Below are 13,897 nucleotides of genomic sequence, written 5' to 3' on the forward strand. Positions count from 1 at the left end.
GAGCGCTACGGCCACCGCCGGATACCACGAAATGAGGGGGAGCCGGGCGGCTCCCCCTCATTGCGAGGTGTGTCAGGCGACGTCAGTACGACAGTCAACGACGCCAGTCGTCGTAGTCGTCCTCGTCCCAGCGCGAGCGAGAATCCTCGTCGGCGCGCTTGTCCGCGATCACTCCGCCATTGCGGGGTGAGCCAGATGCTCCGCCGTTCGAGAGCTCTCGTTGCAAGCTGTCGAAATCCGTGGACGGCGAGCTGTATTTGAGCTCCCGTGCAACCTTGGTCTGCTTTGCCTTAGCCCGGCCGCGGCCCATGGCTGACCCCCTCGCGCTTTCGCGGGGCGGCCTGGGGAATTTGGCGGCCCCGCGTTGAGTGTTGATGTTTTCCTGACCCACACTCTAGCGTGCAAAACTCGCTTCCGCCTCCACGTATGGTCCCCAGCGGTGTCTGATTAGTCTCACCGGGCCTGTGAGCTGCCGCTATGTCCGATTTGTGCAGGCTGGAACACGCCGGGAACGGCGCGGATCGTGCCGACCCGGGCGCTTCCACCCAGCACCGGCTGCGAGGCCAGCGCGGCGTGGTCCTCGGACCAGTTCACCCCGAGTCGGTGCAGCAGCGCGGCGGTCAGCGGCAGGCGGGCCCGCTCGTGCCCGTCGTCGATCTTGAAGGCGAAGGCGGTTCCGTCCTCGAGTGCGCCGGCGTGGACGCCGTCCGCTCCGGCCTTGCACAGCAGTCCGGGGACGGCGGGCATCAGTCGTGCGTCGTCGCGTCCGGTCCCCGAGATCACGTGCGGGTGCGCGCGGATCGCGTCGGCGACCGCACGTTCGGGAGTTCCGGGGTCGGCGGTGACGAGACGACCGAACGCGCGCGCGAGGTTCGTGAGGGAGACCGGGATGATCGGCAGACCGCAGCCGTCGATGCCGAGTTCGGTTTCCGGTTCGCCGGTGAGATCCGCGATCGTTTCGATGACGACCTGTTGCAGCGGGTGCGTCGGATCGAGGTAGGAGTCGAGCGGCCAGTCGTTCGCGACGCACGCCGCGAGCATCGCCGCGTGCTTGCCGGAGCAGTTCATGTAGACGGCCCGGCGCGGGGCGCCGGCCGCGAGGACCTCGGCCCGGGCCTGCTCGTTCCCCGGCAGGTCCGGCGGGCACAGCAACCGGCTCTCCTCGAGCCCGGTGTGCTCGAGGAGGCGCTCCACCAGTTCGACGTGCGCGGCCTCGCCCTCGTGCGACGCCGAGGCGATCGCCAGTTCCTCGGTCGAACGCGGCACGAAGCCGGCGCGCAGCAGGGCGACCGCTTGCATGGGCTTGTTCGACGAGCGCGGGTAGATCGGGGTGTGCACCTCGCCGAGTTCCACGCTCGTCGTGCCGTCGGGGGCCAGCACGACGAGCGACCCGCGGTGTACGCATTCGCGGAACCCGGATCGGACGACTTCCACCAGTTCGACGCTCACGACGGCACCTGTTCCTCGAGACGGTTCAAGAACTTGCGGATGCGGGTGGCCGCCCCGTCCGCGAGATCTCCGGGGGCGGCCAGGAGTGCGCGCAGCCGGGCCGGGTCGGCGCCGGTGAACACGTCGCGGACGGTCACCCCGTGCTCCGGGACCGACACGATCTGCACCGGGTCGCCGGCCTGCAGCCGGCCCGGCGTGAGCACCCGCAGATAGGCGCCGACGTCGGCACGTCCGGTGAAGCGCTTGACCCACTGCGGCTCCCCGGTCCAGTGCGCGAAGGTCCCGCACGGCACGCGGGGTTCGGTGACCTCGAGCTCGGTGGTCCCGATACGCCAGCGGGTGCCGATCACCGCGTCGGTCGTCGCCACGCCGGTAACCCGCAGGTTCTCCCCGAACCAGCCGGCCGGCAGTTCCCGACCCAGTTCGTCGCTCCACCGCCCGGCTTCCTCCGCGGAGTACGCGTAGACGGCCTTGTCGCGGCCTCCGTGGAACTTGGTGTCGCACACGTGGTCGCCGGTCAGCCCGCCGGTCTCGACGCGTACCGGGCCGATCACCGGTCGCTTGTCGATGGCTGTGCGCGGCGAGCGCCGGCTGGGTGCGTCCAGCTCGGCGAACACGACGCACACCGCCTCTACCCGGCCGGTCACCCGCGCCCGCGTAGCCGATCCACGGCGGCGCGGCCGGCCTGGACCTCGTCGTGCTGCGGGACCGAGTCCGCGTCGATGGCGGCGGCACACGGGCCCGCGTCGAGCGCGGTGTCGACCGGCACCGATCGCTTCACGAGGGCGAGCGCGATCGGCCCGTCCTCGAAGTGGTCGACGACGGTGCCGACCCGGCCCACGGCGCGACCGGCGGCGGTGAGGGTCTCGCCCACCTCGGGGCGGCCTTCGGCCGAGCCGTCGAGGTGCAGCATCACCAGGTGGCGCGGCGGCTTGCCGAGGTTGTGGACCCGCGCAACGGTCTCCTGGCCGCGGTAGCAGCCCTTCTCGAGATGCACGGCGCCGTGCTCGGCGGGGCCCCCGATCCAGCCGACCTCGTGGGGGATGGTGCGGTCGTCGGTGTCGAGTCCGATCCTGGGCCGGTGCGCGGCGACCCGCAGTGCCTCGAACGCCCACGTCCCGGCCGGGCGGGCGCCGGCGTCGACGAGCCGGGACCACCATGAAGCCAGATCGGCGCGCGGGACGAGCAGATCGAACGCGTCGTCGGTGGGCCAGGGCATGCGCCGGACGAATCCGCCTCCGGCGAGCGGCACGGCCTCGTACACGCCGGGCAGCGCGGCCACCCCGAGGGCTGCGGTGAACGCGGGCGACGCCGCGACATCGGGGCCGAGCAGGCTCAGCACGGCCAGTTCGTTGCCGTCCCGGGGTTCGGCCTTCGACCAGAACACCATCTTCTGCAGGAAGCCGAGCAGGTCGGCCCCGCGGCCCGCCTCGGTGTCGATCCACGTGACGCCGTCGATGTCGGTCATCACGAAGTGGTGCTCGACGCGGCCGTTGAGGTCCAGGCTCAGGTTCTCGGCGCTCGTCCCATCCGGCAGGGACGCCACGTGCTGGCTCGAGATGGTGTGCAGCCACGTGAGTCGTTCCTCACCGGAGATCGCGATGACGAACCGGTGGGAGCGGTCCACGACGGCGGCCGCCCGAACCGCGGCGCGCTGTTCGGCGAACGGATCGCCGTAGTGCCAGGCGACACCGGCGTCGGGTGATCCGTCGAGCGGCGGCACGGCACCGGGGGAGGAGAGGAGCGGACTGGGTGCGGCGAGCGGAGTGTCGGACACGGACCCATTCTAGAAGCGACGGGGGATGGGGCAGGGCTGGGCGGGTGTGGAACTGCTGGTGGTGACCGGTTCTGGCTATGGTGGGCGCATGGCTGAGCAGGTTCTGGTGACGCTCGACGGGCAGGTGCGGGACGCCGCGGCGCCCTTGCTCCACGTGGACGACCTGGCGGTGATCCGCGGCGACGGGGTCTTCGAGACGCTGCTCGTGCGGGACGGCCGGGCCCGCAAGCCGGCCCTGCATCTCGACCGACTGGAGGCGTCGGCGCGGGCGCTGGACCTGCCCTGGCCGGGGCGCGGCCTGTGGACCCGGGCCGTCGAGGCTGCGGCCCGCGAATGGGGCGGTGACCGCGAGGGCTGGATGCGCCTGGTGCTCAGCCGCGGGCGGGAAGCGGGTGGACCGCCGACGGCCTTCGTAACGGTCGGCGCGGTGGCGGAACGGGTACTGCGGGCGCGGCAGGACGGGGTGTCGGCGCTGACCCTGCCGCGGGGCTATTCGGTGGATCTGTCCGCGTCGGCCCCGTGGCAACTGTTGGGCGCGAAGACGTTGTCGTACGCGACGAACATGGCGGCCCTGCGGCACGCACAGGCGCAGGGTGCCGACGAGGTCGTCTTCACCAGCAGTGAGGGCCGCGTTCTCGAGGGTCCGCGGTCGACCGTCGTGATCGCCCGCGGTAAGACTTTGATCACTCCGCCGCCGGAGCAGGGCATCCTCCCGGGCACCACTCAGAAGGCGCTCTTCGAGGTCGCTCCGGACAAGGGGTACTCGTGTGAGTACGCCCCACTGTTCCCCTCCGATCTCATTGCAGCAGAGGGTGTTTGGCTCGTCTCGAGCGTCACGCTCGCGGCGCGTGTGCACACCCTGGACGGGCTCACGCTGCAGTCCTCACCGGCCGCCGAGGACGTGGCCTCCCTGGTCGAGTTGGCGGTGGAGACGATCGGTTCGGACTGACGCGGACTAGGTTTGTGCCGACGGGTCTACTACATTCCGTAGTAACAAATAGCTGCGGTGAGCTTCACGCCGCAGTAGCTTTGTGAACAGGGATCGAGCGGACGCCCACGTCTCGACCCCGAAGCCTGTCCTAGGGGCCGAGTTTTCGGAGTAGCCATGGATGTCTTGGATGTCTCGCGGTGGCAGTTCGGAATCACCACCGTCTACCACTTCATCTTCGTTCCGCTCACGATCGGACTGGCACCGCTGGTCGCGATCATGCAGACGATGTGGGTGATCACGAAGAAGGATCACTGGTATCGCCTGACCAAGTTCTTCGGCAAGTTCTTCCTGATCAACTTCGCCCTCGGCGTTGCGACCGGCATCGTCCAGGAGTTCCAGTTCGGCATGAACTGGAGCGAGTACTCGCGGTTCGTCGGCGACGTCTTCGGCGCACCACTGGCCCTGGAGGGGCTCGTCGCCTTCTTCCTCGAGTCGACCTTCCTCGGGCTGTGGATCTTCGGTTGGGGCCGGCTGCCGAAGCTGGTGCATCTCGCAACCATCTGGCTCGCGGCCATCGGCGTCAATGCGTCGGCCTTCTTCATCATCGTCGCCAACTCGTTCATGCAGCACCCGGTAGGCGCGCGGTTCAATCCGGACACCGGGCGCGCCGAACTCGAGAGCATCTGGACGTTGCTGGGCAACAACACTGCGTGGGCAGCGTTTCCGCACGCCGTCGCCGGAGCCTTCCTGACCGCCTCCACCTTCGTCGTCGGCATCGCCGGTTGGTGGATGGTGCGCAACATGCGCAAGGCCAAGACCGCCGCTCCGGAGGAGCGCGAGGTGTTGGAGAACGATGCGCGTGGAATGTTCCGACCCGCCGCCCGGATGGGCATGCTCGTGATGATCATCGCGGGTATCGCCGTGATCTACACCGGTGATGTCCAGGGCAAGCTCATGTTCCAGCAACAACCCATGAAGATGGCGTCCGCGGAGTCGTTGTGCCACACCGAAACCGATCCGGACTTCTCGATCCTCACCGTGGGCACCCACAACAACTGCGACAGCGTCACCCACGTCCTCAAGGTGCCGTACGTGCTGCCGTGGCTCGCGGAGGGCAAGATCAGCGGCGTCACGCTGCAGGGTGTGGAAGACCTGCAGGCCCAGTACGAGGAGCAGTTCGGCCCCGGTAACTACCGGCCCAACCTCTTCGTCACGTACTGGTCGTTCCGCGCGATGATCGGCCTCGCCGCCGGCTCGGCCGCGCTGGCGCTGGCCGGGCTCTGGGTGACCCGCAAGGGCAGGGTCCCGGACCAGAACTGGTTCAAGTGGTTGTCGCTCATCGCGATCCCGACGCCGTTCCTCGCGAACAGTGCGGGCTGGATCTTCACCGAGATGGGCCGTCAGCCGTGGGTGGTGCACCCCAACCCGACCGGTGTCGACCTGATCAGGCTCACCGTCGACCAGGGTGTCTCCGACCATCCGACAGCGCTGGTCGTGACCTCGCTCGTCGTCTTCACCGTTCTGTACGGCGCGCTCGGCGTGGTGTGGTTCTACCTCATCCGCCGGTACGCGATCGCGGGTCCGTCGCCGCACGACATGCATCCGCCGGGTGAGGGCCCCAAACCGAAGACCGGCGGCCCGGGCGAACCGGGCGAACCGGAATCCGACGAACAACTTTCGTTCGCCTACTAGGAGACCGACATGGGACTGCAGGAATTCTGGTTCATTCTCATCGCGGTGCTCTTCGTCGGGTACTTCGTGCTCGAGGGATTCGACTACGGCGTCGGGATGCTGCTGCCGGTGCTCGGCAAGACCGAGATCCGCAGACGGGTCGTCATCAACACCATCGGCCCGGTGTGGGACGGCAACGAGGTGTGGTTGATCGTCGGAGGCGGTGCGTTGTTCGCGGCGTTCCCGGACTGGTACGCGACATTGTTCTCGGGCTTCTATCTACCACTGCTGTTGATTCTCGTCGCCCTGATCCTGCGGATCTGCGCCATCGAATGGCGCGGCAAGATCGACGACGACAAGTGGCGCTGGCGGGCGGATCTCGGGATCATGATCGGCTCGTGGGTGCCGGCGGTGCTGTGGGGCGTGGCGTTCGCGAACATCGTTCGCGGCGTTGCGATCAACGCGGACAAGAAGGTCACGTCGGGCTTCTTCGATCTCCTCAATCCCTATGCGCTGCTCGGCGGTATCACCACCGGCCTGGTCTTCGCCCTCCACGGTGCGGTGTTCATCGCGCTCAAGACCGCGGACGACGTCCGGATCGATGCCGCGGAACTGGCGAAGAAGCTGGCCATCCCGGCGGTACCGGTCGCGGGTGGGTTCGTGCTGTGGACCCAGTTGGCCTACGGCAAGGGCTGGACGTGGATCCTGGTCGCGCTCGCCGCGGTGGCGGTGCTCGCGGTCGTCTTCTTCACCCGCTTGGAACGCGAGGGGTGGGCGTTCGTGTTCACCACGCTCGCGATCATCGGCGCGGTCGTGCTGCTGTTCGCGTCGCTGTACCCGAACGTGATGCCGTCCACGATCAGTGAGGCGTACAACCTCACGATCGAGAACGCATCGTCGAGTCCGTACACCCTGAAGGTGATGAGTTGGGCCGCAGTGATTCTGGTGCCCGTCGTGCTCGTCTACCAGGGCTGGACGTACTGGGTGTTCAGCAAGCGGATCTCGACGAAGCACATCCCGCCGTCGATCGGCCTGCCCACGAAGATCGGATGACTATCGAGTCCGATCGCCCCGCCCGCGCGCAACGCCGGGCGGGGCGCGGGGATCGTCGGCGGTCGGGTCCGGTCGATCCGCGGCTGTGGAAGTACTCGGCGTCGGCGCGCGGCTACCTGATCCTCACGGTCGTGCTGTCCGCGGTGAACGTCGCGATGGTGATCGTCTCCGCGGTGCTGATCGGCACGATCCTGGCCGGCGTCATCACGTCCGACAGGCGCAGCATCGCGGACTGGCGAACGGACCTGCTGTGGCTGGCCGCGGCGGTCGTGGTGCGGGTGTCGGCGGCGTGGTTGCACGCCCGCTACGCCCACCGCGCCGCGAACCGCGTCGTCGCCGAACTCGAGGTCGAGGTACTCGAATCAGCGACCAGGATGTCGCCACGGGATCTCGACCCACGGCGCGACGAGATCGCCACGGTCCTCACCCGCGGTATCCGCGGCCTGGCACCGTATCTCACCGGTTACCTGCCGGCGTTGATCCTGGCGGCGACACTCACGCCGGCGACGTTCGTCGTGATCGCTCTGCAGGACCTCACGGCGGCGATGATCGTGGTGATCACGCTGCCGCTCATCCCGGTGTTCATGATCCTCATCGGTCTGCTCACCAAGGGGAAGTCGGAGGCGAACCTCGGCGCGATGACCCGGCTCTCCGGTCAGCTGATGGATCTGCTGGCGGGCCTGCCGACACTGCGCGCCCTAGGCCGCGAACACGGTCCGGCCGCGCGGGTGCGGGAACTCGGCGATGCGCACCGCAAGACGACGATGTCGTCGCTGCGGGTCGCGTTCCTGTCGTCGATGGTGCTCGAGATGCTCGCGACGCTGTCGGTGGCGCTGATCGCGGTGAGCATCGGCCTGCGCCTGGTCTTCGGCAACATGGAGCTCGAACCGGGCATCGTGGCGCTCATCCTCGCCCCCGAGGTGTATCTGCCCCTGCGCATGGTGGGCATGCAGTTCCATGCGGCCGAGGACGGTCTCGCCGCCGCCGACAAGGCCTTCGCGGTGATCGACGAGGCCCCCGCTCGTCGGGAGGCGGGAACCGGTTCCGAGGTACCCGCGGACAACTCGGTCGAGCTGGTCGGCGTCAGCGTGCACTCGCGGTCCGGGCTCGCACCGCACCGGCTGGACGTCTCGTGCAGGCCCGGACAGGTGACGGTGCTGACCGGTGCCAACGGCTCCGGGAAATCCACGGCGCTGCAGGTGATCCTGGGTCTCGCCGAGCCTGCCGAGGGCGCGGTGCGGGTAGGCGGCGTCGACGTCGCCCACCTGGACCGGACCCGGTGGTGGGACCGGATCGCATGGCTCCCACAGCATCCGGTGCTGGTGCCGGGCACTCTCGGCGAGAACCTCGCGCTGGTCGGACCGGTGGATCCCGGTTCCGACGCGCTTCACCGCGCCTGTCGAGCAACCAGATTCGACGCGGTTCTCGCCGAGCTCCCATGCGGGTGGGACACCGTCGTCGGGGTCGGTGGCACCGGCCTCTCGCTCGGCCAGCGGCAGCGCCTCGCGCTGACCAGGCTACTGGTGTCGCCGCGCCCGGTGCTGTTGCTCGACGAGCCCACCGCGCACCTCGACGACGACACCGAACGCACCGTGCTGACTTCCCTGCGCGATCTCGCCGGGGAGGGCCGCACCGTCGTGGTGGTCGGCCACCGGCCGACCGTGCTCGCGGCGGGCGACCGGGTGGTCCGGGTGGAGGCGCAGCAGGAAGTCGGGGCGCAGCAACATGAATCGTGATCTGGTGCGGGCGATCCGCCTGCTCGACCTCGAACCGCGCCGGGTCCTGGCCGCAATCGCCGCCGGCGTCGCAACGCTCGGTAGCGCACTCGCGCTGGCGGCGCTGTCGGCGTGGTTGATCACCAGGGCATGGCAGATGCCGCCGGTCCTGGACCTCACCGTCGCGGTGGTCGCGGTGCGAGCGCTGGGCATCTCCCGGGGCCTCTTCCGCTACCTCGAGCGCCTCGCGACGCACGACGCCGCGCTGCGTGGCACGACGTCGGCGCGGACCATGATCTACCGGCGTCTCGCCGACGGCGACCCCGCGGCAGCAGCGGGGCTGCGCCGCGGCGACCTGCTGGCTCGTACCGGCGCCGACGTCGACGCGCTCGGCGACGTGGTCATCCGGGCGCTGGTACCGATCGCGGTCGCCGTCGTCATGTCCTTGTCCGCGGTGATTCTGTTGGGGCTGATCTCTCCGGCCGGGGCGCTCGTTCTCGCCGTCGCCCTCGCGGTGTCCGGGATTCTGGCGCCGTGGCTGTCGGCGCGCGCGGCGCGTCTCGCGGAATCCGAGAGTGCCGCGGCGACGGCACTGTTCAGCGAGACTGCCGTCACCGCGTTGGACCATGCGGCCGAACTGCGCGTGGCCGGACGCCTCGACGACGTAGTCGCGCGAGCGGAGGCTGCCGACGACGAGGCGGTCCGCGCCGCGGACCGGGCGGCGAAACCGGCCGCGTTCGCTGCCGCCGCCACGCCCCTCGCGATCGGCGCGAGCGTGCTCGGCTCCCTGCTCATCGGCATCACGCTGTACGGGACGGACGGGGGCGCGCCGGGCGCGATGACTCCGATGTCGTTGGCGATTCTCGTGCTGGTTCCGCTCGCGGCTTTCGAGGCGACCGGTGCGCTTCCGGCCGCCGCCGTCGCTCTGACCCGTGCCCGGATCGCGTCCACCCGGATTCTCGAGCTGCTCGACCGGGCGGGCGAGGCCCGGCCCGGCGGCAACCGCACGCCGCCCGATCCGGCCGACGTGCGCGCCCGGGACCTGCGTTGCGGCTGGCCCGACGGCGACAAGGTGACCGCACCGCTCGACCTCGATCTGCCGCCGGGCGCACGCATCGCAGTGGTCGGGGGCAGCGGCGCGGGCAAGACCACACTGTTGATGACGGTGGCGGGACTGCTGCCGCCGGTCAGCGGAACCGTGACCGTCGACGATGTCCCGCTCGCCGACTTCCGGCCGGACGATCTGCGGCGCGAGATCGGGTTCTTCGCCGAGGACGCGCACCTGTTCGACACGTCGGTGCTCGAGAACCTGAGGGTTGCCCGGGGTGATCTGACCGAGGACGACGCTCTCTCGGCGCTGCGAACCGTCGGACTGGGGGAGTGGGTCACGCGCCTGCCGCGGGGGGTGCACACGTCGCTGGGTGGTGGTGCGCGCGCCATCTCGGGTGGCCAGCGCCGCCGCTTGCTGTTGGCGCGGGCACTCGTCTCGCCGGCTCGGGTACTGCTGCTCGACGAGCCGACCGAGCACCTCGACGCGTCCGACGGCGCGCAGATCCTGCGCGAGCTGCTCGACCGCAACGGCTCGCTGGTCGACGCCACACGGACTCTGATGCTCGTCACGCACCAGTTGCCCGCCGATGCACGTCCGGATCGGATCGTCACCGTGGGTGAGGCGCCCGCCGACGCGGGCGACGGTGTCAGTCCGGGTGAACCGATGGGTGCCTCGCAGCGGCCCTGACCACGGGCGATGTGAACTGCACCGCGCGGCCGTCTGTGTTGCAACACGTTCTAGTGATCTCGTGATCGTTCGCGCGTTCCGTCGCGTTACGAGCGGCGATTCGTCGAAAAGTGCCCCCGACCTCGGTGCTAGTTTTCTGGACGTACGTCCGAATTACTAGCTACTATGTGATCGACTTCACGACGAAATAGGCAACTCGGCGGAGTTGTGCACTCGATACTGAAACGCGTTCTACCATCCCCCTCAGGCCGGCCCCCCAACCCACTGAACGGAGCTGTTCATGTCACGTCGCTCGCTACGACACGCCGTCGCCGCCACCGCCTCGATGGCGATCCTCGCCGCCGGCGTCACCGTCGGACTCGGAGCCACCACGGCGCAGGCCGCTCCGGCGTGTGCCACCAAGCAGTCGGTCACCGACGATTGGCCCGGTTCCGTCTGGACCCCCTACACCATCAGCAAGGAGATCGTCGGTGACGGCACCGCCGCTCCCGGGCACACCGTCACCTACCTCACGAAGGTGTCCGGCTCGGGTGCGCTCGTCGGCGAGATTCGTGACTTCCACCCCGCCGGCTTCGAGTTGGTGAAGGCCCGGGTGAACGTGAAGTGGGTGATCGGGGGGCAGCAGTGGGAGGACGTCACCGGCACCGCCGTCGTCGGCAACAACTCCGTCAAGGCCACGGGCGCCGGGTGGACCACGGCGGGCGGCGGAGTCGTCGCCTTGGAAACCACGTACAAGATCCCGGACAACGCCGTGGTCGGTAGCAAGCTGGACAGCGGTGCCGGCACCAACATCCTGCTCGCGGGCGGAGACTGGAACATCAATCCGATGGGCGTCTGTGTCACGGTCCGTCAGCCGAACCCGGTGGAGGCCGGTTCGGGCAGCCTCGAGGACCTGGGCATCGGTGGTCAGGTCTTCGGATCGCTGACCGACCCGCAGGGTTCGATCTCCAACGTGGTCGGCGGAATCCTGGGCAACGTGCTCGGCAACATGAGCTAGTTCCCGTCCCACCCGAACCACACGCGAGCCCCGTCCCGGCACTGTCCGGGGCGGGGCTCGTTCGCTGCGTGAAACACGTCACCGGATAATCCGTTGCCGAGCGCTTCCGTCGAGCGTAGCTTCGGGTCTACACGAGGAAGGAGGTGGTCTGAAGTTGAATGACAAACGGACACGTGAGGTGGCTGTCCGCTAGCCACGATGCTTTTCGGGTTCACTGACCGCAGCGCGGCTGGCGAATCCCAGACAGCTACCCGACCCCCGAGCCCTCCGGCCACGTCCAGGCCGGAACTCCACGAACGACGAAACCCCCGGGCTTCGTCACGTGGACGGGCCCGGGGGTCGCTGTCGTTCGGGGGTCAGCCGATGTAGCGCTGGAGTCGTGCCGAAAAGCGAGGGGCGAGAGGCCCGTCGGCGACGACGCGCTCTTCGACGTACGCCAGATCGCCGCCCTCGACGATGCCGTACAGACGCTTGGCGCCGCCGATGAGTTCGCCGGACTCGCTACGGATCACGACGTCGGTGGCGAGTTCCCACGAAGACTGCGTGAGGGCCTGGCCGTAGAACAGTTCGACGACACCCGACGAGTGCGTGAGGAGGAGCTCGACAACTTCCTCCTTGGTGCTACCGGGGATACCGTCGCCGGCGACGCGCCAGTAGCCGCTCTCGCGCTGATCGGGGCCGACATAGGCGCCGTCCGCGTCCAGACGCCACGTGCGGGACTCCCAGACCAGGTAGTTGCCACCGTCGTGCGACACGACGATCTGCTGGCCGAACGGGTAGTCGTCGCCGCTCTCCGCATCGTGACCCTCGCCCTCGCCGCGCCACACGCCGACGAGCGGCAGGAGCGCGAGCATTCCCGGGTTGAGGTCCGGCCCGAGCCGCAGATTCGCGGTGTCCTCGGGCAGGGGGAGATCGGGCAGTGTCGGGATGTTGCGACCCGCCGTTTCCTTCGCACGCTCTTCTGCAGCCGCGACCGCCCGGTCGCCGCTGCCACGAACTACGTGCGACTCGGTGTCGTCAGGCTGCGAACCGCCTGCGCCGGGATCCTGATTCACGGCTTGTCGGTGACCAGCCGGTACACGACGTACAGCGAGAACCAGGTGATCAGGATGGCGGCAAGTACCAGGAGAACCTCGAAGAAGATGACCACGGGCTCATCTTAGACCGCGCCCCCGCGGCGTTCGAAATCGGACGGGACCGTGCCGCCGGGTGAATCGATCCGGCCGAATCGAGCTCGACGCCCGTTATGCGGGAGTACGGTGCTCCCGGATCGCCAACGGAACAAGATCAGCACTGGGTGCGAACGTTCGGAGGTGTCGATGGGACGCAGGGTTGAGCGGATGGTCGGAACGGCTCTCGGTGGGCTGGTCGCCGCCGCGACCCTGTTCGCGTCCGGTGGTGTCGCGGCGGCGGAAGGGTCGTCGGCGCCGGGGTCGGCCGGGGCGCCCGTCGTCGACCCGAACAACGGCGGTGCGGGGTGCCCCGACCTTCTGGTGGTCGCGGCGTCGGGCGCCGGTGATTCCACCGTGGACCGTGACCCGTTCGCCGACATGAACCAGCTGCCCGGGGCCAACTGGCTGAACCGGATCACCGTGTCGCTCGGCCAGGCGAACCGGGATCAGCCGGGCACGGTGGGGTGGATGTACGTGCCCTATCCGTCGACCTACGGCGTGGGACTGCTGGCGGACGTGCCGACCTACCAGGACTCGGTGGCCGCCGGCGTGGCATCGGCGAACCGGATACTCGACGAGAAGAAGGCGCAGTGCGGCGCCGCGACCCGGTTCGTCCTGCTCGGCTACAGCGTCGGCGCCGAGATCACCGAACGGGTCGCCCGGGACATCGGCCACCGGGACGCGTCGGCAGCCGTGACCGCCGACGACATCGCAGGCGTCGCGCTCGTCGGAGACCCCTACCGCCCGGCCGGGACGCCGTCGCTCGGCGAGCCCGGACCGGCCGGCGGGGGCTTCATGGCGTCCGAGCCGGCCGATTACGGCGCGCTCGCCGGCCGGATCCTCTACGACTGCCGCCCGATGGACATCGCGTGTGACGCCCCGCCGGACATCGCGCTGCTCGAACTCGCGCTCGGTGTGCTCGGACAGGTGCGGTTCACGATCGTGAACCCGGTGCAGACGTTCGCCGACTTCGGTCGCGTGGCATCCGACATGTCGGCGCGCGCGATCGCCCATATCGTCACCCGCGAGGACTGGTTCACCTCCGACGAGTCGCTGCTCGACGTGCTGCGAACCGTCGCCGACCAGACCTACCGTGACGATGCGGCGATGGCGGCAGCGACACCGGAACGCATTGCGGCACTGGATGCCTGGGCGCGTGGACCGGGGGCCGACGTGGTCCGGGCCAAGCTCGGCGCCGAAGGAGCCGGATTCCTCGAGGACAACCGCGGCATCGTCGATCTCATCGTCAAGCCGTACCTGTTCCTCGGACCGCTCCAGCACGTCCTCTACTGGCTTCCCGGCCCCGCACCACTCCTCGGCGACAGTGAACGAGTTGCCGAGTGGATCGACGGACTGCCACGCGGTGGCGCCTAGGCGACGAAAGGGGCGCCACT

General features: G+C 69.1%; 12 protein-coding genes. 7 read left to right on the top strand and 5 right to left on the bottom strand.

From position 1 onward, the window contains the following. Nucleotides 1-94: 94 nt before the first annotated feature. The 4 genes from C7H75_RS04445 to ygfZ all read right to left on the bottom strand — a co-directional run bounded on the left by C7H75_RS04445 (nucleotide 95) and on the right by ygfZ (nucleotide 3,226). Entirely contained in the window at nucleotides 95-310 is a 216-nt protein-coding gene (locus C7H75_RS04445; RefSeq protein WP_080559279.1) for a DUF3073 domain-containing protein, read from the bottom strand. Nucleotides 311-453: 143 nt separating this feature from the next. Further along, nucleotides 454-1,449 carry an asparaginase gene (locus tag C7H75_RS04450; RefSeq protein ID WP_013414953.1) on the bottom strand — a complete coding sequence of 332 codons (996 nt, stop codon included), beginning with the start codon at nucleotides 1,447-1,449 and terminating at the stop codon, nucleotides 454-456. Continuing rightward, on the bottom strand, nucleotides 1,446-2,096 hold the full coding sequence (locus C7H75_RS04455) for an MOSC domain-containing protein (protein ID WP_005515390.1): 651 nt from the start codon (nucleotides 2,094-2,096) through the stop codon (nucleotides 1,446-1,448). Before C7H75_RS04455 ends, C7H75_RS04450 begins: the two co-directional genes overlap by 4 nt. Further along, the gene (gene ygfZ / locus C7H75_RS04460; RefSeq protein WP_069856250.1) at nucleotides 2,093-3,226 is read right to left on the bottom strand and encodes a CAF17-like 4Fe-4S cluster assembly/insertion protein YgfZ; all 1,134 of its coding nucleotides are present in this window, start codon (nucleotides 3,224-3,226) and stop codon (nucleotides 2,093-2,095) included. Before ygfZ ends, C7H75_RS04455 begins: the two co-directional genes overlap by 4 nt. An 88-nt stretch (nucleotides 3,227-3,314) precedes the next feature. Between ygfZ and C7H75_RS04465 the strand changes: the two genes are divergently transcribed. The 6 genes from C7H75_RS04465 to C7H75_RS04490 all read left to right on the top strand — a co-directional run bounded on the left by C7H75_RS04465 (nucleotide 3,315) and on the right by C7H75_RS04490 (nucleotide 11,331). Beyond that, nucleotides 3,315-4,175: an aminodeoxychorismate lyase gene (locus C7H75_RS04465; RefSeq protein ID WP_064077927.1), complete on the top strand. Its 861-nt coding sequence runs from the start codon at nucleotides 3,315-3,317 to the stop codon at nucleotides 4,173-4,175. Between the two features lie 156 nt (nucleotides 4,176-4,331). Beyond that, complete coding sequence (locus C7H75_RS04470; protein ID WP_081183361.1) at nucleotides 4,332-5,849, top strand: cytochrome ubiquinol oxidase subunit I; 1,518 nt, start codon at nucleotides 4,332-4,334, stop codon at nucleotides 5,847-5,849. A 9-nt stretch (nucleotides 5,850-5,858) separates the two neighbouring features. After that, entirely contained in the window at nucleotides 5,859-6,881 is a 1,023-nt protein-coding gene (cydB, locus tag C7H75_RS04475) for a cytochrome d ubiquinol oxidase subunit II (RefSeq protein ID WP_022594227.1), read from the top strand. Then, the gene (gene cydD, locus C7H75_RS04480; protein ID WP_081183358.1) at nucleotides 6,878-8,617 is read left to right on the top strand and encodes a thiol reductant ABC exporter subunit CydD; all 1,740 of its coding nucleotides are present in this window, start codon (nucleotides 6,878-6,880) and stop codon (nucleotides 8,615-8,617) included. Before cydB ends, cydD begins: the two co-directional genes overlap by 4 nt. Beyond that, a complete protein-coding gene (gene cydC / locus C7H75_RS04485; protein WP_081183356.1) occupies nucleotides 8,607-10,334 on the top strand; it encodes a thiol reductant ABC exporter subunit CydC in 1,728 nt (575 codons plus the stop codon). The genes cydD and cydC overlap by 11 nt, the downstream gene beginning before the upstream one ends. Before the next feature lie 280 nt (nucleotides 10,335-10,614). Beyond that, nucleotides 10,615-11,331: a hypothetical protein gene (locus C7H75_RS04490; RefSeq protein WP_081183354.1), complete on the top strand. Its 717-nt coding sequence runs from the start codon at nucleotides 10,615-10,617 to the stop codon at nucleotides 11,329-11,331. Between the two features lie 356 nt (nucleotides 11,332-11,687). Here C7H75_RS04490 and C7H75_RS04495 read toward each other — a convergent pair whose 3' ends face one another. After that, nucleotides 11,688-12,386, bottom strand: coding sequence for a heme-binding beta-barrel domain-containing protein (locus C7H75_RS04495; RefSeq protein ID WP_013414961.1), 699 nt, complete (start codon nucleotides 12,384-12,386; stop codon nucleotides 11,688-11,690). Between the two features lie 264 nt (nucleotides 12,387-12,650). Here C7H75_RS04495 and C7H75_RS04500 point away from each other — a divergent pair, with 264 nt between their 5' ends. After that, nucleotides 12,651-13,877 (top strand): cutinase family protein, encoded by a 1,227-nt coding sequence (locus C7H75_RS04500; protein WP_081183611.1) that lies wholly within the window; start codon nucleotides 12,651-12,653, stop codon nucleotides 13,875-13,877. Nucleotides 13,878-13,897 lie beyond the last annotated feature (20 nt).

The organism is Rhodococcus (subgen. Prescottella) equi (assembly GCF_003013675.1).
In the GTDB taxonomy this organism is placed as follows: Bacteria; Actinomycetota; Actinomycetes; order Mycobacteriales; family Mycobacteriaceae; genus Prescottella; species Prescottella equi.

What these genes read in the sequence shown, in the direction of transcription:
- C7H75_RS04445 (WP_080559279.1), bottom strand. Translation starts at nt 310, where the DNA reads ATGGGCCGCGGCCGGGCTAAGGCAAAGCAGACCAAGGTTGCACGGGAG.
- C7H75_RS04465 (WP_064077927.1), top strand. Translation starts at nt 3,315, where the DNA reads ATGGCTGAGCAGGTTCTGGTGACGCTCGACGGGCAGGTGCGGGACGCC.
- C7H75_RS04470 (WP_081183361.1), top strand. Translation starts at nt 4,332, where the DNA reads ATGGATGTCTTGGATGTCTCGCGGTGGCAGTTCGGAATCACCACCGTC.
- cydB (WP_022594227.1), top strand. Translation starts at nt 5,859, where the DNA reads ATGGGACTGCAGGAATTCTGGTTCATTCTCATCGCGGTGCTCTTCGTC.
- cydD (WP_081183358.1), top strand. Translation starts at nt 6,878, where the DNA reads ATGACTATCGAGTCCGATCGCCCCGCCCGCGCGCAACGCCGGGCGGGG.
- cydC (WP_081183356.1), top strand. Translation starts at nt 8,607, where the DNA reads ATGAATCGTGATCTGGTGCGGGCGATCCGCCTGCTCGACCTCGAACCG.
- C7H75_RS04490 (WP_081183354.1), top strand. Translation starts at nt 10,615, where the DNA reads ATGTCACGTCGCTCGCTACGACACGCCGTCGCCGCCACCGCCTCGATG.
- C7H75_RS04500 (WP_081183611.1), top strand. Translation starts at nt 12,651, where the DNA reads ATGGGACGCAGGGTTGAGCGGATGGTCGGAACGGCTCTCGGTGGGCTG.